The sequence below is a fragment of the Pseudomonas fluorescens genome, from assembly GCF_001708445.1.
Classification (GTDB): Bacteria; Pseudomonadota; Gammaproteobacteria; order Pseudomonadales; family Pseudomonadaceae; genus Aquipseudomonas; species Aquipseudomonas gorinensis.
Genome location: NZ_CP015637.1, coordinates 3841810 through 3862258, shown reverse-complemented (window position 1 = coordinate 3862258; position 20449 = coordinate 3841810). Strand labels below are relative to the sequence as shown.

The following is a 20449-nucleotide window of genomic DNA, read 5'->3' as shown; positions in this document are numbered from 1 at the left end:
CCACGCCATATCAGATAAGTGTCACGGTCAAGTGCCAAGGTTCACCAGCTGGGTCAACACGGCAACTAGCGAAACACTGCCCTGAATTCGTTCGATATTGCCGCCCTCAAACGAGATCCACCCCTCATTGAAACCATCGAGCATGCGGATTCGAGCCAGCGGGTGCTGCATCCCTTGTGCGCGAAAGAGGTTGTCCCAAGTCTCTCTCGGCACTGCCTGAGCTTGAACAGAACGGCCCAGTATCAGGCTGAATGTAGCGGCAATGTCTTCAGGGCTCACGTGCTGCCCCTCCAGTTCGACAATGCGCTGGCCGTGCCAGGATTGCTGGATGAGTGCAGCGGCCGTCCGGCCGACGTCCGCTGTTGCGATCATGGGCACTGTTTTATCGAGTGGTTGCAGGAAGCTGTGGATCACCCCCTCATCTCGTGCCGTGGCCACGTCCCACAAGGCATTCTCCATGAACCAACCAGGGCGCAGGAACGTCACGGGAACATCAAGCTTGCTAAGGGCTTGTTCCATGAGCGTGCGTTGGGTTAGCAGGTTGGTGTTCACGGCTTGGGCACCGATGGTCGAAAGACAGACGACTCGCTGTGGCTGTGCCGTTGCGATGGCCTCGCTCACTGCCGCAATCACCGCTTTGGCCTCGGGGAAGTGCGGTTCGGGATCAAAATCCGACGGTGGCAGGATGAACACACCTTGGGCGCCTTCAAATGCCCGCGTCAGTGCGGCGGCGTCGTCCATTTCTGCAATGGCGATCTCGCAACCGAACGCTTCCCACGATTCAGCTTTGTGAGCGTCGCGCATCACGGCGCGAACGGGTTGCTTGTTTTCCAGCAGAGCACGGGCAAGTGCGCCGCCGACCTTGCCGGTGATTCCAGTGATTGCGTACATGATTGACCTGCCATCAATGAGTCCGAAGGGGATGCGCCACTGCATCTACGTACATCCATGTGCAGTAGCGATCTGACGGGGGCAGATTATCGAAGCCTGCATGATGACAGAATAGCCATCGAGTCAACTGAGTGATGACCTTAAGTCATGAATTGGCGGGCTGGCCTCCGTATTCTCAACCGACGTCTGTAACCGCCTTGACTCGGGTTGTAGAACGAGCCCGATAGCTGTGCGCCGCAGGTTCGGACAGATCCAATACCTCTGTCACGAAATCGATGAATGCGCTGACCTTTGCAGGAGGCAGGTGGCGAGAGGGGTAGAGCGCGTACAGGTGAAAGCTCTCCCCCTGCCAATCTTGAAGTATCTCAACCAGGCTGTTGTCGGCCAGCAGGTCCTTGACCCCACTGGCCTTGACCCGCGCCACGCCTGCACCGCCAACGCAGGCCGCGATAAGTGTGCTGGACTCATTCACCAGCAAGCGGCCGCTGGTACGCAGGGTGATCTTCTCGCCTGCCGACCCATACTCCCAATCCAATGGCAGGCCCGTCATGGCGCTTTTCATCTGGATACATGAGTGTCCTGCCAGATCGCCAGGTGTATTTGGGCGGCCACGTCGCTTGAGGTAGTCAGGGGAGGCCACGGTGACCGTTCGCGTGTCGAGTAGCCTGCGGGCCACCAACGATGATGAAGGTGGCTGACCGAACCGCACCGCGATATCGAAACCTTCGGCGACCAGGTCGCCGAGCTGATCGCGGACGGTGAGTTCGAGTTCAAGGTTAGGATGGCGCTGCAAAAACTTGTCGATGTGAGGCGCGAGCATTCGGCCTGCAAAGAATGCATCGACATTGACCCGCAAACGCCCTTGCACCGCCGTGGATGCGCCGGTCGCGAGCGTGACGGCATCACCAATGCCAGCCAGCAGGGGGCTGATTTGCGCGTAGAGCTGCCGACCTTCATCTGTCAGGGTGACTGAGCGCGTCGTCCGGTCAAACAAGCGAATGCCAATACTCGATTCCAGGCGAGTCACCGCACGGCTGACCCCTGAGGGCGACATGCCTAAAGCTTCGGCAGCCCGCGCAAAGCTGCCGCTATGCACGATGGCAGCCAGAACACTGATGTTAGCGAGCATGCGACCGTCGAAACTCATGATTTATTGGTGCTCAAAAGTCATCAAATATCTGGCTGTGTGGGCATTCTGTCAATACAGCGCTTTCTCTACCCGCTCCAAACGTTTTGTACCTTCAGGAGGGTTGCCAGGCGATGATTGTTCGGCAACTCCCGAGAAGGCAGCCAAGGAGAGAAAACAGATCCGTCCCCATTTCTGGACCTACACCAGCACCGTCAACCAGGCCGACACCAGCAGCAAAAAAGCCAGTGCATAGTTCACGCGTTTGAACGCCTGTGGTGAACCAAAAAACCGAGCACTGCCTACGCCGAGCAATGCCCACAGGGTCATGCACGGCAAGGATACCGACAGAAACACCAGCGACAACACCAGCAGCCGCATGGTCTTGTCGCCGCCACCGGCAAACACGCTCGTCACCGCCACCGCCATCATCCAGACTTTGGGGTTGAGCAATTGCAGGGTGGCGGCACCGAACACGCTCAGGCCCTCGTCGCGCGGGGGCGGGTTCAGGGACGGCGGCGCGCTTTGAAAGATCTGCCAGGCCAGCCAACTCAACCAGAGCACCCCGGCCCAGGCCATCGTCTGTTGCACGCGGGGAAACCGCAGCAGCGTCTCGCCCACGCCAAGCCCGACTGCAAACACAATCAGCGCCGCCGCCACGCATGCGCCAAAAATGATCGGCAGCGTAGCGCCCAGCCCCCACCGCGAACTGTGGCTCAGCACCAGAATATTGGTTGGCCCCGGGGTGATCGAGGCCACGAACGCAAACAGCAGGAAAGGCAGCAGCGACTCCATGGCTCAGGCTCCCTGAGGACGCATCGAAGACGCAGAAAAGAACAGCGGAAAAGACATGGCATGGACTCCTTGATCAGATAGGAGCCCATGGTCGCGGGTCGGCTGGATTCAGTCTGGAAGGTTTGAGCAGCGCTTACGGTAGTCCGCTGGCGTGAGCTGGTAGGCACGGCGGAACCAGCGCCCCATATGGCTTTGATCGGAGAATCCGAGCGCACTGGCCACCTGCGCCGGCGACTCGCCCCGCGCCAGCAGCTGCCGCGCCTTGGCCAGACGCAGCTGGATCAGATAAGCATGAGGCGCCAGCCCAAAGGCTGCCTTGAAGGCCCGCGTCAGGCGAAAGCGATCAACCCCACAGGCTTGAGCCAGATCATCCAGCCCAATGTCCTCGTAGACATGGGCATGCAGATAGTCACGCGCGACCTGGGCCACCAACGGCAGACGCGGGTCGAAGGCCCGCCGCTTGCGCCAATCAAGGTGGCAAGTGAGCGACCCCAACAAGGTATCAATGGCGCTCTGGCGCACGATGCGCAAGTCACCCTCATGGAGCACGTGGAAGGCGTGATAAACGGCAGTGGCCAAACCCGGTTCCTGGCTCAGGGTGTCGGCAAAGCCCGGTTGACTGTTGGCTGGCGCGTGCTCGAACAACCCATGCAACTCCCGTTCAAGCCAGTGCGGATCAAGGTAGAGCATGGAATAGGTAAACCCTTCCTCGGTCGGCGCATGCCCATCGTGGATTTCCCCCGGCTCCAACATGAATACCTTGCCCGGCGTACTAAGATGGCGCACGCGTCGGCAATTGAACTGCTGCACCCCTTGTTCGGTGACCCCCACCAGAAAACTGTCATGCCAGTGCGGATCGTAGGCATGCCCCTGAAAATGGGCACGAATCGATTCAATCCCGGTATCGGCATCCTGGGACAGCTCAATCCAGTTGCGTTTATCCACGGAAGGCTCCAGATGTAGGGTTCAGCGTTGAACTGTGCGGGCGACTAAATTACCGTGCTTTTGAACAGGACGTTTAGAAGATTTGTGCGGGTTGATGCTGAGCCATGACTGCCTGAGCTGAAAAGGCCGAAAGCCGACCTTTCAGCACCGTGCCCGGCCATCGGTATTGTTGTCCGGGGAGGGCGGTATCCGCTCGAAAGGGTTCATTCCAGCCGGTAGCGTCCTATCTCACCTGTCGCCATCACGAGTACACCCGATCCCAAAAGGTTTCGCACCATGCACACGATCCGCACCATGACGCCCTCCGATTACGCCGCCGTCCTTGCGCTGATGCAAGACACGCCCGGCATCTCCCTGCGTGAGGCCGACTCCCGCGAGGCCACCGAGCGCTATCTGGCGCGCAACCCCGGGCTGAGCTTTGTCGCTGAACGCGAAGGCCGGTTGATCGGCTGTGTGATGTGCGGCCATGATGGGCGTCGCGGTTACCTGCAACATCTGCTGGTGCTGCCGGCCTATCGACGCCAGGGCATCGCGCAGGCGTTGACCCAGCGCTGCCTCAACGAACTGGAGGCACTGGGCATCTACAAATGCCACCTGGATGTATTCAAGACCAACACCCCTGCGGCCCAGTATTGGCAAGGCCAGGGCTGGCAATTACGTACCGATATCGACCGTTACTCATTCACCCGGTCGGGCAATGAAAATGCATGAAGTTACGTGGGGGCAGGACCAGGCGGTCTACCACTCGCCATCGGGGTTGCAGTTGGCGTGCATCCAAGCAAACCGGCGCGGCGGGATGACAAGTACCCGCGCCTGTATCCCACAAAAGCCCGCGATCTGTGTCTATCGCGCCGGGTGTCAGTTGGATAGGGTCGAGCCACGTTAACTGACGACCGAGCCCACCATGGAACTCACTGCTGTCCCGTTTGGCACCACCGACTGGTCCACTGTCGAACCCGAACTTCACCCCGGTGTTACCGGCAATGCGGTATGGCGCACCCGCCACTTCGGCACCACCCGCGTGCGCTGGGTCGAATACAGCCCCGGCTACCTGGCCGATCACTGGTGCTGGCGCGGGCATGTGCTGCTGTGCCTCGAAGGCGAGTTGCACACGGAGTTGGAAGACGGCCGCCAGTTCACGCTGACGGCCGGGATGAGTTACCAGGTGGGCAATGACATGGAAGGGCATCGTTCATCCACCGCCACTGGGGCCAAGCTGTTTATTGTGGATTAAGCCTGCAAACCCCTCGAAAACATGGGGACTCTCTCTATCGCAGTGGCAATGTAGTGGCTACACTCTGCGCCGGGGCCCACCCCCTGCTGGCACTTAACGCAGCGTAAGACGTTTAAACCTCACGCTGCCTAAGGGCCAACCCATGATTGACCGTTTCATGCTGTTGCTGGTGCCCGCCTCATTGGCGGTGTGCACCTCGTTCGCAGTGGCCGCTGATAGCGAGCCGTTGTCGCCACGCTTCGATATCACCCGCTTTGAGGTGCGCGGTAATACGCTGCTGCCCGCCGATGCACTGGCGCAGAGTGTGGCGCCGTTCGTGGGGGCCCAGCGCGATTTCAGCGATGTGGCCAAGGCCCAGGAGGCGCTTGAAGACGTCTTCCACCGACAAGGCTATCCACTGGTGCGCATCGACCTGCCTGAGCAGGAGTTGAACGGTGGTGTGGTGGTGCTGGACGTGGTGCAAGTGCGGATTGGCCAGGTGACGGTCGCCGGCAACCAGCATTTCAGCACGGCCAACGTGCGCCAGTCGCTGTCGGCGCTGCAAGAGGGCACCTCGCCTGACCTGGCGGCGGTGTCCAAGAGCCTCAAGCTGGCCAACGAAAACCCGGCCAAGCAGACCGTGATGAAACTCAAGACTGGTGCGGCCGCCGATACGGTGGACGCCGACGTGCAAGTCAGCGATGAGTCGCCATGGAGCGCTGCGCTGAACCTGGACAACAGTGGCTCCAAGGAAACCGGGCGCACCTACGTCGGTGCCGTGTTGCAGAACGCCAATATGTTCGGGCGCGACCAGGTGATGAGCCTGCAATACACCACCACCGTGGAGAAGCCCGAGCGTGTCAGTGTCTACGGCCTGGGCTACCACCTGCCGCTGTATGTGCTGGGCGACTCCCTGGACTTTTTCACCAGTTACTCGGATGTCGACAGCGGTACGGTGACGGCGGGCATCTTCGACCTGGCCGTCAGCGGCCGCGGCACGATCTTCGGCACGCGCTACAACCACAACCTGGCGACGGTGGGTAATTACCAATCCAAGCTGGTCTATGGCATCGACTACAAGGCCTATAAAAGCAGCCTGGAGCTGTTCGATGTGCAACTGGGCAACGACATCACCGTGCACCCCCTCAGCCTGGGTTACCAAGGCACCTGGGTGCGCCTGGATGGCGACGCGAATATCGGCCTGTCGCTGTTGCACAACATCCCCGGCGGGTCCAAGGGCCAACAGAGTGATTTCGACCTGGCGCGTGCCCATGCACGGGATGACTACACGGCATTGCGCTTTGCCACGAGCCTCACGCAGATCCTGCCGGCCGCCTGGCAGTTGCGCGCGGCGTTGAACGGCCAGTACACCAAGGATGCCCTGGTGCCCGGCGAGCAGTTTGGCGCCGGCGGCGCGGCGTCGGTGCGTGGCTTCCGTGAGCGCGAGGTGAGCAACGACTCGGGTGTGGTCGGCAACCTCGAAGCCTACACGCCGCCGTTGTGCCTGGGGGGCAGTTGGCAGTGCCGCGCCCTGGCGTTCTACGACGCCGGCTACCTGACGCGTAACAACGCGCTGCCCGGTGAGTTCGAACACATCAGCCTGAGCAGCGCAGGCCTGGGTGTGCGCCTGATCTACCGACGCAACCTCAATCTGCAAATGGATTACGGCCATGCCTTGCACGCCGAAGCCAGTGATACCCAGCGCGGCGATGATCGCCTGCACGTCCGTCTCAGCCTGGCCTTTTGAGGGTGCCATGACAATCAAACCTACCTTGATGGCGCTGTCCCTGGCGATGGCGATGGCCACCAGTGCGGTGGCGGCCCCGGTCAACCCGGTGATCGTCAACGGCCAGGTGACGTTTACCCAGGATGGCAACACCCTGACCGTCACCAACAGCCCCAATGCAATCATCAACTGGTCGAGCTTCTCCATCGCCCAGGGCGAGCTGGTGCGGTTTGTACAACAGAGCAGCAACAGCAGCGTGCTCAACCGTATCACCGGCCAGGACCCCAGCGTGATCCTCGGTACCTTGCAGTCCAACGGGCGGGTGTTTCTGATCAACCCCAACGGCATCGTGTTCGGTGCCGGGGCGCAGATCGATGTCGGCGGCCTGGTGGCGTCGAGCCTGGCGATTTCCAACGCGGACTTCCTCTCGGGCAACCGGCGTTTCTCCGCTGACGGGCCGGCTGGCCAGGTCAGCAACCAGGGCGCGATTACCACGCCGTCGGGGGGCCAGGTGTACCTGATCGCGCCGGATGTGAACAACACCGGCATCATCACCACGCCCCAGGGCGAGACGGTGCTGGCGGCGGGGCACTCGGTGCAGTTGGTGGACTCCACTAATCCAGGCATGCACGTGCTGGTGTCGGCGGATAAGGACCAGGCGCTGAACCTGGGCACCGTGATTGCCCAAGGCGGTACCATCGGTATCTACGGTGCACTGGTCAACCAGCGCGGCACGCTGAACGCCAACAGTGCCGTGGTCGGCGCCAACGGCAAGGTGGTGCTCAAGTCCAGCCGTACCACCTTGCTCGAAGCCGGTAGCAGCACCACCGCCACGGGCGTCGAGGGGGGTGGTGACATACACGTGCTGGGCGAGCAGGTCGGTGTGATGGGCAATGCGCGCATCGATGCCAGCGGCCAGCGTGGCGGTGGCCGTGTGCTGATTGGCGGTGACTACCAAGGCAAGAACCCGGCCATCCTGAACGCCAAACACAGTTATGTGAGCCAGGACGCGCGGATTTCCGCCGACGCCCTGGCCAGCGGCAATGGCGGCAAGATCATCGTATGGGGCAATGACACGACGCGGGTCTATGGCACGCTGTCGGCTCGCGGCGGCGCGGCCTCGGGCAACGGCGGCCTTGTCGAGACGTCCGGGCATTTCCTGGATGTGGCCGGCGCGCGGGTCGACACACGTGCGGCCCTCGGCACGGCGGGCTTCTGGCAGCTGGACCCGGCGAATATCCTGGTTACCTCGTTCCTGTCCGGCCCTTCGGCTTCACTGGGCGATGTGTCGGCTTTCGCCAATGCACCGGGCGCCGACAGTGAAATCGATGCCGACCTGCTGTCCAACGCGACCTCCAATGTGTTGTTGCAAGCCACCCACGACATCACGTTCTACACGGGGGTCAACAACACCAACAGCGGTGTCGGCCTCACGGCGCAGGCGGGTAACGACATTCATGTCAATTCGCTGATCCGGTTCAGCGGAGATATCACCCTGGCCGCCAACCATGACGGCGCCGGCACGGCCAGCGGCAGCGGGCGGGTGTTTACCGAGGGCGTGCCCACCGCTGGCGGGCGCTTGACGATCACTGACGTCGACCGGCCGCCTGTCGAGCCCCCGAAGCCTGTCACAGTGCCGCCCAGCGCCGATATTTGTACGTTGGCGCCGAACTCGGCGTTGTGCCAGGTGCTGTCGCCACCCACGGCGAGAGAGCCGAACAACCCGGTGCAAATGGCAACGAATGAGGTCATCAAGACCGTGAACCGGTCGTCCTCCAGCGTTATGGACACTGCCTCCTCCGGTATTCCGGCTGAAAAAAGCCGGGGCCCCTCAGTACCCGCTAACAAGGCGGAAGGCAATACAGACGCTTCCACTGATCAGGGCGATAAACATGAACCCGCTAAAAAGCTGTACTGCAATTAACGCGTGGCTGTTGCTGGCGCTGCTGAGTGCAGCGACCTGGGTTCAGGCCGCCCCGCAGGCCGGTGTGGTGACGCATCTGAGCGGGCCGTTGTTCGTCAAGAAGCTCGACGGCAGCCTGCGCGTACTGGGTGAGCAGTCGTTGGTGGAAGTCGGCGATACCTTGTCGACCCAGGGCAAGGGCTATGCGCAAGTGCGCCTGCGCGATGACAGCCTGTTGACCCTGCAACCGGGTACCGTGCTCAGCGTGGACGCGTTTGCCTACGACGTGAATGTGCCTGGCGCCGATGCGGCGGTGTTCACCCTGAAACAGGGCGGGTTACGCTCGGACAGTGGGTTGCTCGGTAAGCGCAGCCAGGATCGCTCGACGTTGATGACGCCCCGAGGCCGTATCAACCTGCAATCGGCCAGCGTGGAGGTGTATTACCAGCCGACGGCAGGGGTGGCGACGCGAGCTTCGTCGCGGGTGAAAAGCCTGGCCATGGGGTTGGCCGCGTCGGCCGGACACGCTGACGACTCTTACAGCGCCGTCGTCGCTGCGGTTTCGGCACGCTATGTTTATCGCCTGGCCAATGTGCTGGCATCGGTCGAGTCATGGGCGGCGCAAGGAAAGGCATCGCTTGCGGCAGTGGTGCAAAAGGCTACGTCAGTGCTGCCACCCGGTTTATACGTGCACGTGCTCGACGGTCTGATCAATTTGACTAACGAGGGCGGTACGCAGGGTTTCAAGGCTGGCCAGTTCGGATTCACGTCGAGCGTTAGGGAACCTCCTGCGGTGTTGCCGAAGAACCCCGGCATTGCGTTCAACCCACCGCCCGTATTCAGCCAATCCATGGGGCCGCAGGGCGCCACGGCCAGCGCCAGCAAATCGAATGACGTTGATTGCGAGGTGCGCTAAGCCGGATGGACCCCGCTGAACCCATCAATGCATCTTGCTATGGTCCATGCCATCCAGCCCACGCGCCTTGGCCTGGACCTCGACGGTCTGCTTCTCGCCCTTGGCATTCTGCACCGTCAAGGTCAGCGGCACCTGGTCGCCTTCCTTGATCTGCCCGGTCAGGCCCATCAGCATCACGTGGTAACCGTCCGGGTCGAGCTTGACCGCCTGGCCCGCCGGCAGGGCCACCGAGTCCACCGGGCCCATGCGCATCACGTCGTCCTTCATGCTCATCTCATGGATCTGCACGTCCTTGGCCACCGGCGAGGCCACGCTGAGCAGCTTGCTGTCGCTGTCGGCGGTCACGGTCATGAACGCGCCGCTGGCCGGTTGGCCCGGCACGGTGGCGCGTACCCAGGCGTCGGTGACTTGCACCTGGGCGCTGGCATGGGCGGCGAGGCCCAGCAGGGTCAGGCCAAAGGTGAAGCGCTTGAGGTGTTGAACGGCAGTCATTAGCAGACCTCCATGACGGTGAGCAGGTCTTCTGCGCACTCTTTAGCGGTAAGGGATGCCTGCAGGCCCAGGCGCAGGTTGCCACGGGTATCGAACACGAAACTGGTGGCCGTGTGGGACAGGGTGTAGGTGTCGCCGGCCGGGATCTTTTCATAAAAAATCCCGAACTCCTTGGCGGCCACGGCGATTTCTTCCGGGGTGCCGTAGAGCGCTTCGAAGCTGGGGTCGAAGGCCTTGACGTATTTGTCGAGAATCTCGGGCGTGTCGCGTTCCGGGTCGAGGGTGATGAAGATCACCTGCATGATCTCGCCGTCGCGGCCCATCAGCTTCTTGGCCTGGGCGGCGCGGGCGAGGGTGGTCGGGCACACGGCCGGGCACTGGGTGAAACCGAAGAACACCACCGGCATCAGGCCACGGTAGGAACTGAGGGTGACGGTGTCGCCCTCGGTGTTCTTGAGCTTGAAGGTGCGGCCCATGATCTTGTCGCTCAAGTCCTTGCCGTATTTGAAGTTCAACTTGGGGCTGTTGTCACAACCGGCCAGCAGGCCCAGACCCAACAGGCCCATGCCGGTCAGGACCTTGCGGCGGGTGAATAACGTACTCATCAACGGTGCATCCTGTGAAACGCCCGCATTGCGCTAAGTCAACTCGGCAGGCTTTGAATAGGAGTAAACGAGGAGGGCGCCAAGTCTACCAACCCTGGCCAGCCCGCGTAATCTGCGACGTTCTGCCACAGGGGCATGCCGCGCTTCATCCTTTTGCGGCGCTGGTGGTAGAGTCGCCGCCATGAAATTGAGCCGCCCCGACCGTTCCCTGATTGTCTGGACCCTGTACTTCTGCGTGCTGATGAACCTGTTCGCGTGCGGTTTGGGCCATGGCCAGATGATGGGCCAGCAGCTCAATGGGATCGGTGGCGCGTTCTGTGGGGTGGACGGCAAACCGGCGCCACTTTCCGACAAAGGGCTGGGCGCGCCGTCTTCCAGCAACATCTCGAACTACTTTGCCTGCCCGGTGTACAACGCTGTCACCGTCGCCCTGGTGTTCCTGATCGGCCTCGCCTGGCTGCTGGGCCTCGGGCAAGCCCCGCGCCCGGCCCATGAGCGGCGCAACAAGGCGCCGCCGCGTTATTCCTGGCCCTCGGCCAACCCCCGCGCCTCTCCCGCCTTCTGACGTATGCCTTGGGCCTCCTGTGAACAGGGGGCGTTCGATCGTCACGACTGTGAGTGCGTTTCATGAATCATCACCTGCCTGCAGGCGCCAGCCGCCTGGTCAGCAAGGCATCGCGTCGCCTGCGTGCTGAACCCTTGCGGCCTGAATACCCAAGCAATGCCCGCTGTTTCGTGCACCTGGATGCACGCCTGTTGCCGTATTGGCACACCGTGTTCGACATCTGCCCGGCGCTGCTCAAGCTCGACCCGCCGGAGGGGCTGAACCTGTTTCGCAGCTTCATGACCTGGGCGTATCACAACCAGCCTCCCCAGGACTGGACGTGGCACCTGAATGTCTGCCGCTGGCTGCTGGGTTCGGCGTACCGCGGGCAGATTGATGAAGAGCCCATCGAAACCTTCATGGCGGCGGCTGCGGCGTGCTGGATCAACACGGATGACAGCCAGGCCCAGGGCGTGGTCCTGGGCTGGCAAGGCGTGCGCGTGTTCGACTGCAAAGGCTCCGCGCACGTCGGCTGCGAAGCGCCCGTGCTGGCGCCCCTGCCGTGGGACTTTGCCTGGTGCCCGCTGATGTCGCCGAAGGGTTTCAGCGCGTGGTTGCCGGTGCCCTGAGGAGCGGGCCCGGCCTGCCAGGGCGCCACTGGCTTCAGGCGGGGGCTCGATCAATGCGGGAGGGTTGGATTGTTACGTAAACGGAAAAAGTGATTGACGGTTTTAGCGGCTATTTCCCCGCCGCCCAACGCTATACCGTGCGCGCACCCGTTGGATGCAGCACCGCCCGAGCGACAAAGAACAGGGTTGGGCTGTGACGGGGTTGCCTCAATGACTTCCCGGAGCCTTCATGAAACACACCACTTGCCTGGCGCTCGCCGTTTCCCTCGGCGCGGCGCAACAGGCTGCTGCATCGGGTTTTATCGATGACAGCAAAGCCACCCTCGACCTGCGCAACTTCTATTACAACCAGGACACCCGTAACGCCAAGGCGCCCTCCGATAAGGAGTGGGGCCAGGCGTTCATGTTCAACTACCAGTCCGGTTTTACCGACGGGCCAGTAGGCTTGGGCCTTGACCTGCAAGCCATGTACGGCCTGCGCCTGGATGCCTCGGGCCGCGCCGGCAAGGCCGGTGAAGACAACACCCCCGGCAGCGTATTCCCACTGTCCGATGGCAAGGCCGCCAACGACTTCAGCAAGACCGGCGCCACCGGCAAGATGCGTATCTCACAGACCCAGTTCAAGGCCGGCACGCTGCTGCCCAAGTTGCCCGTGCTGACGACCGAAGACGGCCGGCTGTTGCCGCAGACCTTCCGTGGCTATCAGGTCGACTCCAAGGACCTCAAGGACTTCAACCTGGTCGCCGGTAAAATGGAGCAGGTGCTGGACCGCAACTCCAGCAACGGCCAGGGCATGTCCATCGCCGGGGCCAATGACCCGGCCAAGGGCAAGTTCAGCAACCAGTTCTACTACGGTGGGGCGGATTACGCCGTCAGCAAACAACTGCAAGTGCAGTACTACTACGCCAGCCTGGAGAATTTTTACCAGCAGCACTTCCTGGGCCTGATCCATAACTGGCAGTTGCCGGTGGGGCAGCTCAAGACCGACCTGCGCTATTTCTACAGCACGGCCGACGGCAAGAATGCCAGCGCCGCCGGGCGTGGCGAAGGCTATGTCAGTTCGGGGTACTACGGGGCGGGCGTCAATTCCGGCAAGGTCGACAACCGCCTGTGGAGCGCAATGGTGACCTATGGCTTGCACGGGCACTCCGTGGGCCTGGGCTATCAAAAGACCACTGGCGAAAGTGATTTTCCCCATATCAACCAGGGCCAGGGCCGTTCGCTGTACCTGATCACCAACGCCCAGTCGCTGAAGTTCGTCAATGCCGGCGAACAGGCCACGGTGGGCAACTACACCTACGACTTTACCGGCCTGGGCATTCCGGGGCTGAAGTCGAGCGTGACCTATATCCACGGCAGCAACATCCGCGCGGCGCGTCGCGACAACAGTGAGTGGGAGCGCGATTTGCGCGTCGACTACGTGATCCCCGTGGGGACGTTCAAAGGCCTGGGCCTGACCTGGCGCAGCGCGGTATTGCGCGGCAATGACACACCCGACAAGGATGAGACGCGCCTGATCGTCAGCTACAGCATCCCGCTGATGTAGGTGGGGGCGGCACGCAGGCGCAACGCTTGATCGGTATCAAGGCCGGGTCATTCACCCTCGCGCACACTGGGCTCCCCACGGCCGGTCCCTCTGCGAGGCCTCCATGCTTTACCTCCTGTTGCTATTGGCCCACCTGTTCGCCGCGCTGATCTTTATCGGCACGGTGTTTTTCGAGGTGCTGATCCTGGGGCACCTGCACCGGCACCTGCCGATTCGGGTGATGGTGCTGGTGGAGCAGGGTGTCGCCCGGCGCGCCCGGGTGTTGATGCCGTGGGTGCTCTTGGTGCTGTTCGGTGCCGGGCTCGGCATGGTCTGGCTGCGTTACCTGCCAGTGCTGTCGGCACCGTTGGCGTCTGCCTTTGGCACATTGCTGACCCTCAAGCTGATCCTGGCCGCCAGTGTGCTCCTGCACTTTCTGGTGACGATGGCGCGGATGCGCCTGGGCACCGTCAGTGCGCGCTATAGCCGCGGGGTGCATCTGAGCCTGTTCGCGCACATGGTCGCGATCGTGCTGCTGGCCAAGAGTATGTTTTACCTGAGCTGGTAGACGTACGGGCCTGCGACCTTGATGCATATCAAGGTGCGCAACCAGGTCGCACCGGACAATGGCTCACCGTCGCCCGTACCGGAGTCTGTCATGCGCACCCACCTTCATCCCTCCCGCTTTCGTCACGATCAAGGCGTGTTGGACCTGGCCTGCCAGACGGACACCCGGCGCTTCCATGCCGGTGTCGGCTCCCTGGACCTGTTGCGCGCCTTGCGTGACAGCCGCCAGCGCCAACGGCCGCTGGCGTTGAACCTGCACTGGCCGGCGAGCGACCTCGGCGATGACTACCTGCACAGCCTGACCCAGGAAATCCAACTGATGGGTTGCCAGCTCGGCGCGCGCCAGCCGGTTGATCACTTTCACCTGCGCGGCACCACGCCGGCGCTGGTGCAGTTGCAAGCGTTGATGGCGCAGTTGCATGAGCGCTTCAACTTCCTCGACCACGACCGGGGTGACTACCGCATCGACCTCGACCCTTGGCACATGGACTGGGCCACCATGGGCCTGCTGCGCGAGCTGGGCTTCAACCACGCCAGCATCGGCGTGCCGGACGCCAATCGCGAAGGGCCTTTGCCCCAGGCGCGATACCAGGACCCGGCGCCCATCGAATCGTTGGTCGATGCGGCGCGCACCTTCGGTTTTCGCTCGGTCAACATCGACCTCGGTTATGGGCATGCCTGGCAGACCCCGGCGAGTTTCGAGCAGAAACTCGCCAGCCTGATCACCCTGGAGCCGGACCGTTTGCAGGTGTTCGATTACGCCCACGCGCCTTCACGCTATCAAGCCCAGCGCCTCCAGCCGTTCTGCAGCGAGGCAGACAAGAGCGCCATGCGCCGCAGCAGCTTTGAGCACCTGGCCGCCGCGGGCTATCACTACATCGGCCTGGGCCAGTTCGCCCGCGCCGACGATGACCTCAAGCAGGCCCAGGAGCGCGGGCGCCTGAGCCGTAACTGCGAAGGTTTTACCCTGCACGGTTATTGCGACCACGTCGGTTTCGGCCTGGGCGCCATCAGCCAGATCGACACCTTGTGTGCGCAGAACACCACCGATCCTCGCCAGTACCGCGAACAGTTGGGTAATGGCCAGCTCGCCACGAACCGCGGCTGGTTTCGCGAGACCGCCGACCCGGTGCGCCTGCACGTCGCCGAACGCCTGGCCTGTGACCTTGAGTTGGATATCCGCGCGGTGGAGCATCGCTACGGCCTGGTGTTCGCGCGCTATTTCGCCAACCTGTGGCCGTTGCTGGAAGCCTTGCACCGCGACGGCCTGATCGAGCTGTCGCCGACATTCATTTGGCTGCTGCCGGCCGGCCTGCCGCACGTGGATGGCATCTGCGCCTTGTTCGAACGCGCCGTGCTCGCTACCCCGGTCAGTGCCAACGACGAGGTGATCGACCATGACAGCCTTTGAATTCGACCGCGCCCTGGTACACAAATACGACCGACCCGGGCCGCGCTACACCTCGTACCCCACCGCACCGCAATTCAACAGTGCCTTTGCCCTGGATGACTATCACCAGGCGGTGCGCGCCAGCCACCGGGTGGCCGCGCCCAAGGCGTTATCGGTGTATATCCATATCCCGTTCTGCCAGAGCCTTTGCTACTACTGCGGCTGCCACAAGATCATCACGCGCAAGACCCACCGCGCCGTGGAGTACCTGGGCTACCTCAAGCGCGAGATCCAGATGCAAGGCGCGTTGTTCGAGCGCTCCCGGCGCTTGACCCAGTTGCACCTGGGGGGCGGTACGCCGACCTACCTGGACGACGCGCAACTGGCTGAGCTGATGGACTGCCTGGGGCAACATTTCACCCTGGATGACAGTGACGCCCATGAGTTCTCCATAGAGGTGGACCCACGCACCATCAGCGTCGAACGGATCGACACCCTGCGTCGCCTGGGTTTCAATCGCCTGAGCTTCGGCGTTCAGGACTTCGACCCCGACGTGCAGGCAGCGGTCAATCGCCAGCAAAGCGAAGCGCAGATCGTGCAACTGGTGGCGGCGGCCCGCGAGGCGCGCTTCAAGTCCGTGAGTGTCGACCTGATCTACGGCTTGCCCCTGCAAACCGTGGCCAGTTTCGATGTGACCCTGAGCAAACTGATCGCCCTGCGCCCTGACCGGGTGGCGGCCTACAGCTACGCGCACCTGCCCAGCCAGATCCGCGCCCAGCGCATGATCCGCCCCGAAGACATGCCACCCCCGACGCGCAAGCTGGAACTGTTGGAACTGACCATCCGCCGCCTTACCGAGGCCGGTTACGTCTACATCGGCATGGACCATTTTGCCTTGCCCGACGATGAGCTGGCATTGGCCCGCGCCAATGGCAGCCTGCAACGCAACTTCCAGGGCTACTCCACCCATGCCGATTGCGACCTGATCGGCCTGGGTGTATCCGCCATCGGCAAGGTGGGTGACAGCTACAGCCAGAGCGTCAAGGAACTGTCCCAGTACTACGCGCGAATCGATGCGGGCATGCTCCCGGTACAGCGCGGTTATCGGCTCAACCCCGATGACGTGCTGCGCCGCGAGGTGATCAATGGCCTGATGTGTGACGGCCGCGTCGATTTCGCCCGGGTCGAAGCCGCCCATGGCATTCGGTTCAACGAGTATTTTGCCGAGGCCATGACACAACTGGATGAGCAGGTGGAAGATGGGCTGTTGCTGATCCAGCACGATGCACTGCAACTGTTGCCCAAGGGCCAATTGATGGTGCGCAGCGTAGCCATGGCCTTCGACGCCTACCTCGGCGGCGCACACAAAGGCCAGTTCTCCCGCACGGTTTGAGCTAAGTGCTGTCGCGGCGATCGGAGTTGTGCCTGGTGTACTCGATAAAAAATGTGGGAGGGGGCTTGCCCCCGATGAGGGAGTGTCAGCCACTTATTGGTTAACTGACCCGGCGCCATCGGGGGCAAGTCGAATCGTCGCACCGCCCCTCCCACATTTGGATCTGTATCTATCAGGTAGACCTGAGTCTGCTTTTGCTCTGGTTTTTGCGGCCCTGGAACCGACCGAAGTTGTGCCTGCTGTACTCGGTTAAGTGTGGGAGGAGGCAGTCTTTGAACACCATGGCTCAATGTGATGTGCCTTCGGCAAACTCCACCTTGTTCCCCACGTTGTACTTGCCCGAAGGTTTGTTCATGGGGATGCGCTTGATCTCCTTCAGCGTCTGGCTGTCATACACGATCAACGCGCCGTCGGTGGCCCAGATACTCAGCAGCAGGTAGCGGCCATCCCGGGTGAATTCCACATGGGCCGCGGTCTTGCCTGGCATCGGCCGCAGGGTGTGGGCGATCTCCAGGGTCTGCTTGTCGATCAGGTGGATCGCATCGTTGTCCGGCCCGAAGAACACGTCGCTCCACACATAGCGCGAGTTCACATGGCTGCGCATGAAAAAGCCTGGCCCCAGGGTGGGGATCTGTTTGATCAGCGTCCAGGTCTTGAGGTCGATCACCGAGATTTGCCCCTTGCTGATATTCGGCGTGGCAAATACCCACTGGCCATTGCGTTGCCAATACGTTCCCGAACCCAGGTGCGGCATGCCGGACAGCGGGATATCGGTGACCACCCGACCGCTGTCCAGGTCAATCACCTGGCCGCCCCCGGCTTTGCGTGAGGTGGCCACCAGTTGACGGTAATCCGGGGAGAAAGAAAAGTCATCGAGCACGTCCTGGGCCTGGATGCGCCGGGGTTCGAAGCTGGGCTGGGCGGCGGCATAGGACAACTCCCAGACTTCGTTCACGTCCTTGAGCGCCACGATAAAGCTGTTGCGCGGCGGCGCGGTGTAGACCGCGCTGACGCGGGAGGCTGTGTCCAGCGTCTTGACCAGGGACAGGTCGCGCGCATCCAGCAGCACCAGGTTGCCCGGCAGGTAGTTGCCCGCCAGCACCCAGCGCCCGTCCTTGCTCACCGCCAGGTTGCGGGTATTGAGCCCGACGCGGATTTCGGCGATCAGCTTGAGGTTGTGCAGGTCATATTGGCTGATCCAGCCGTCGCGCGAGGCGAAGTACACAAAACGCCCGTCGGGGGAGAATTTTGGCCCGCCGTGCACCGCAAAATGGGTGGGGAAGCGGTCCAGCACGGTAAAGGTGTCACCGTCGAGAATGTCGATGTGATGGTCGCCCGACTCCACCACCACGAACAGGTTGAGCGGGTCGGCGTGATGTTGCGGTGTGGTGGGCAAGCGGCTCACCTCCGCCAATACCGTGTGGCTGCTACGGATAGCCTGCTCATCCCAGCTCACCGGCGAATCGGGCGGCTGTTGCAGCAAGCTCGCCAGGCCGTCGATCTGTGCCGCGCTCAGCTGTGGCGCGAACGCGGCCATCTGGCTGGCGGGGCGGCCTTGTTCGATGACCTTGCGCACTTCCTCCGGCTTGATCCGCCCCAGGCTTTCCGGGAGCAACGCCGGGCCGCTGGCGCCGATGCGGTTGAGGCCGTGGCAGCCTGCGCAGAGGCGTTGGTAGTCCTCGGCCGGCGTTCCGTGGGCGGCCGAGGCCCAGAGCAGCGGCACCAGCAGCAGGCGTTTCATACCGCCACCGCTTCACGGGCCGGGGTCAGGCTGGCGGGGAAGTGCAGGGCGGTGTCGGCGAACAGGTTGACCACATGGCCAATCACGGTCAGGGTCGGCACCCCGGGCTCGCAGTCGGCGGCCAGGGTCGGTAACTGGCGCAGGGTGCCACGGGCCACGTGCTGGTCGGCGCGGGCACCATTGCTGATCAGCGCCGCGGGTGTGTCCCCCGGTAAACCCGCCGCAACCAGGTGTTCGGCGATCAGCGCCAGATTGGACAGGCCCATGTAGAACACCAGCGTCTGGCTCGGCTCCGCCAGGCTGGCCCAGGGCAATTTCAAGGCACCGTCGCGTTGCAGGTGCCCGGTGACGAAGCGGCAGGAGTTGACCAGGTCGCGGTGGGTCAACGGGATGCCAGCATAGGCGCTGCACCCGGACGCCGCGGTAATACCCGGCACCACCTGGCAAGGAATGCCCCGCGCCAGCAGGTATTCCAGCTCTTCGGCACCGCGCCCGAAGATAAAGGGGTCGCCGCCCTTGAGGCGCACGACCCGTTGCCCCTGGTCGGCCAGGTCGGCGAGCAGTTCGTTGAGCTGGTCCTGGGGCAGGCTGTGACAGCCGCTGGCCTTGCCCACATAGTGGCGCGCGCAGGTCAGCGGGATCAGGCTCAGCAGCTCGGCGCTGACCAGGCGGTCGAACACCACGGCATCGGCCTGCATCAACAAGCTCCAGGCACGCAGGGTCAACAGGCGCGGGTCACCGGGGCCGGCGCCCACCAACGCGACTTCGCCGGGGTGGAAGGGGCTGTGCAAACTGGCAGGTAGGGCGGTTGAAGTGTGCATGAGACGTCCTTGGTTCTTCATCAGGTAGGCAGCGCCCCCGGTTGTGTCACCGGGTGGTCGCGCCAGGGATCAGGGGGAGGGCCGCTGGGCGATCTCGGCGTCACTGAGGTGGCAGCCGGGGTCCGGGCCCCAGAGGTCGCCGTCGGCCCAGGCGCGGGTGCGCGTATTGCCGTTGCAGATCGGCAACCAATGGCACTTGGCACAACGCCCACCGATGGCACGCGGGTGTTCGCGCAGGCGCAGCAGCAACGGATCGGGCTGGTCCAGCCAGAGTTGGCGGAAGGTGGTGTTGCGCACATTGCCCACCGAGTGCTGCCACCAGTAGGTGTCGGGGTGCACCTCGCCCGTGTTGTCGATATTGGCGATGCCGCTGCCGGAGGCATTGCCGCCCCAGTTGTGCAGCAGGTGCTCCAGCTGGGGGTAGTGTTGGGGCAGATGCTGGTGGACCCATTGCAGCAACAGCACGGCGTCGGCGTCGTTGTTGCCGCTGACGAAGTCACTGTCGATACCGTTTTCGATATCGCTCCAGGCCTGTTGGAAAATCAACCGCATGGCCTCGCGGCTCATCTGCCGGTGCGCGTCCAACTGGCGGCTGCGCTTGCCACGCCCGCTGTAGTTGAGGTGCGACAGGTAGAACTTCTGCACATCGTACGTGCGCATCAGCGCCAGCAGCTGCGGCAACTGCGCGTGGTTGTCCTGGGTCAGGGTGGTGCGCAGGCCCACGCGAATCCCGGCCTCGCGGCACAGGCGGATGGCGTGCATCGAGCGCTGGAAACTGCCGTGCAATTGGCGAAAGGCGTCGTGGGTCGCCTCCAGGCCATCGATGCTGATGCCCACATAGTCGAACTGCGCGTCGGCAACCTGCTGGATAGTGTGCTCATCGATCAACGTGCCGTTCGTCGACAGCGCCACGAAAAAACCTTTGTCGCGGGCATAGGCGCTGAGCTGGAACAGGTCCTCGCGCAGCATGGGTTCGCCGCCGGACAGGATCAACACACGCACCCCGGCGGCCTGCAGATCATCGATGACCTGAAGGGCCGCCGGGGTGTCCAGTTCATTGCGGAACACACTGTCGGCGCTGGTGGCGTAACAGTGTTTGCAGGTGAGGTTACAGCGCCGCAGCAGGTTCCAGATCACCACCGGCGGCCGATCGCTGCCGGGCGGCGATGTACGGGGTGGCGGGCATTGGCCGGCGAGGGTACGCAAGTACTGACTGATCCGCAGCAT

Annotated in this window: 20 protein-coding genes; 11 read left to right on the top strand and 9 right to left on the bottom strand. The window is 62.7% G+C overall.

Going from position 1 to position 20449, the window contains the following annotated elements; all coding sequences use genetic code 11:
- Nucleotides 1-27 precede the first annotated feature (27 nt).
- From A7317_RS16975 to A7317_RS16960, 4 genes are all read right to left on the bottom strand, one after another.
- Entirely contained in the window at nucleotides 28-891 is an 864-nt protein-coding gene (locus A7317_RS16975) for an NmrA family NAD(P)-binding protein (RefSeq protein ID WP_069077423.1), read from the bottom strand.
- Nucleotides 892-1066: 175 nt separating this feature from the next.
- Nucleotides 1067-2038, bottom strand: a complete 972-nt coding sequence (locus tag A7317_RS16970) for a LysR family transcriptional regulator (RefSeq protein WP_081329225.1) — start codon at nucleotides 2036-2038, stop codon at nucleotides 1067-1069.
- Between the two features lie 180 nt (nucleotides 2039-2218).
- Nucleotides 2219-2812, bottom strand: a complete 594-nt coding sequence (locus A7317_RS16965; protein ID WP_024074973.1) for a LysE family translocator — start codon at nucleotides 2810-2812, stop codon at nucleotides 2219-2221.
- 108 nt (nucleotides 2813-2920) lie between these two features.
- Nucleotides 2921-3757, bottom strand: coding sequence for an AraC family transcriptional regulator (locus tag A7317_RS16960; protein ID WP_069076395.1), 837 nt, complete (start codon nucleotides 3755-3757; stop codon nucleotides 2921-2923).
- 276 nt (nucleotides 3758-4033) lie between these two features.
- On the opposite strand from A7317_RS16960, the gene A7317_RS16955 reads away from it, so the two are divergent.
- The 5 genes from A7317_RS16955 to A7317_RS16935 all read left to right on the top strand — a co-directional run bounded on the left by A7317_RS16955 (nucleotide 4034) and on the right by A7317_RS16935 (nucleotide 9515).
- Complete coding sequence (locus A7317_RS16955; protein ID WP_069076394.1) at nucleotides 4034-4468, top strand: GNAT family N-acetyltransferase; 435 nt, start codon at nucleotides 4034-4036, stop codon at nucleotides 4466-4468.
- A 193-nt stretch (nucleotides 4469-4661) separates the two neighbouring features.
- Nucleotides 4662-4991 (top strand): DHCW motif cupin fold protein, encoded by a 330-nt coding sequence (locus tag A7317_RS16950; RefSeq protein WP_069076393.1) that lies wholly within the window; start codon nucleotides 4662-4664, stop codon nucleotides 4989-4991.
- Nucleotides 4992-5133: 142 nt separating this feature from the next.
- Entirely contained in the window at nucleotides 5134-6717 is a 1584-nt protein-coding gene (locus A7317_RS16945; protein WP_069076392.1) for a ShlB/FhaC/HecB family hemolysin secretion/activation protein, read from the top strand.
- 7 nt (nucleotides 6718-6724) lie between these two features.
- Nucleotides 6725-8620, top strand: a complete 1896-nt coding sequence (locus A7317_RS16940) for a filamentous hemagglutinin N-terminal domain-containing protein (protein WP_081329226.1) — start codon at nucleotides 6725-6727, stop codon at nucleotides 8618-8620.
- On the top strand, nucleotides 8589-9515 hold the full coding sequence (locus A7317_RS16935) for a hypothetical protein (RefSeq protein WP_069076391.1): 927 nt from the start codon (nucleotides 8589-8591) through the stop codon (nucleotides 9513-9515). Before A7317_RS16940 ends, A7317_RS16935 begins: the two co-directional genes overlap by 32 nt.
- 24 nt (nucleotides 9516-9539) lie before the next feature.
- Here A7317_RS16935 and A7317_RS16930 read toward each other — a convergent pair whose 3' ends face one another.
- Both A7317_RS16930 and A7317_RS16925 read right to left on the bottom strand, forming a co-directional pair.
- Nucleotides 9540-10007, bottom strand: coding sequence for a copper chaperone PCu(A)C (locus A7317_RS16930; protein WP_069076390.1), 468 nt, complete (start codon nucleotides 10005-10007; stop codon nucleotides 9540-9542).
- Nucleotides 10007-10612, bottom strand: a complete 606-nt coding sequence (locus tag A7317_RS16925) for an SCO family protein (protein ID WP_024074981.1) — start codon at nucleotides 10610-10612, stop codon at nucleotides 10007-10009. Before A7317_RS16925 ends, A7317_RS16930 begins: the two co-directional genes overlap by 1 nt.
- Nucleotides 10613-10793: 181 nt before the next feature.
- Here A7317_RS16925 and A7317_RS16920 point away from each other — a divergent pair, with 181 nt between their 5' ends.
- The 6 genes from A7317_RS16920 (at nucleotide 10794) to hemN (ending at nucleotide 16660) form a co-directional block, all read left to right on the top strand.
- The gene (locus tag A7317_RS16920) at nucleotides 10794-11177 is read left to right on the top strand and encodes a DUF2946 domain-containing protein (RefSeq protein WP_069076389.1); all 384 of its coding nucleotides are present in this window, start codon (nucleotides 10794-10796) and stop codon (nucleotides 11175-11177) included.
- A 62-nt stretch (nucleotides 11178-11239) separates the two neighbouring features.
- Nucleotides 11240-11785, top strand: a complete 546-nt coding sequence (locus A7317_RS16915) for a putative natural product biosynthesis protein (RefSeq protein ID WP_069076388.1) — start codon at nucleotides 11240-11242, stop codon at nucleotides 11783-11785.
- Between the two features lie 229 nt (nucleotides 11786-12014).
- A complete protein-coding gene (locus A7317_RS16910; protein WP_069076387.1) occupies nucleotides 12015-13331 on the top strand; it encodes an OprD family outer membrane porin in 1317 nt (438 codons plus the stop codon).
- A 103-nt stretch (nucleotides 13332-13434) separates the two neighbouring features.
- On the top strand, nucleotides 13435-13878 hold the full coding sequence (locus A7317_RS16905; RefSeq protein WP_024074985.1) for a membrane protein: 444 nt from the start codon (nucleotides 13435-13437) through the stop codon (nucleotides 13876-13878).
- Between the two features lie 90 nt (nucleotides 13879-13968).
- Nucleotides 13969-15288, top strand: a complete 1320-nt coding sequence (locus A7317_RS16900; protein ID WP_069077422.1) for a hypothetical protein — start codon at nucleotides 13969-13971, stop codon at nucleotides 15286-15288.
- A complete protein-coding gene (hemN, locus tag A7317_RS16895; RefSeq protein WP_024074987.1) occupies nucleotides 15275-16660 on the top strand; it encodes an oxygen-independent coproporphyrinogen III oxidase in 1386 nt (461 codons plus the stop codon). The genes A7317_RS16900 and hemN overlap by 14 nt, the downstream gene beginning before the upstream one ends.
- Before the next feature lie 286 nt (nucleotides 16661-16946).
- On the opposite strand, the gene A7317_RS16890 is transcribed toward hemN, so the two are convergent.
- The 3 genes from A7317_RS16890 to nirJ all read right to left on the bottom strand — a co-directional run bounded on the left by A7317_RS16890 (nucleotide 16947) and on the right by nirJ (nucleotide 20449).
- Nucleotides 16947-18401, bottom strand: a complete 1455-nt coding sequence (locus A7317_RS16890; protein WP_069076386.1) for a nitrite reductase — start codon at nucleotides 18399-18401, stop codon at nucleotides 16947-16949.
- Nucleotides 18398-19222, bottom strand: a complete 825-nt coding sequence (gene cobA / locus A7317_RS16885; protein WP_024074989.1) for a uroporphyrinogen-III C-methyltransferase — start codon at nucleotides 19220-19222, stop codon at nucleotides 18398-18400. Before cobA ends, A7317_RS16890 begins: the two co-directional genes overlap by 4 nt.
- Nucleotides 19223-19291: 69 nt before the next feature.
- Nucleotides 19292-20449: a heme d1 biosynthesis radical SAM protein NirJ gene (nirJ, locus tag A7317_RS16880; RefSeq protein WP_024074990.1), complete on the bottom strand. Its 1158-nt coding sequence runs from the start codon at nucleotides 20447-20449 to the stop codon at nucleotides 19292-19294.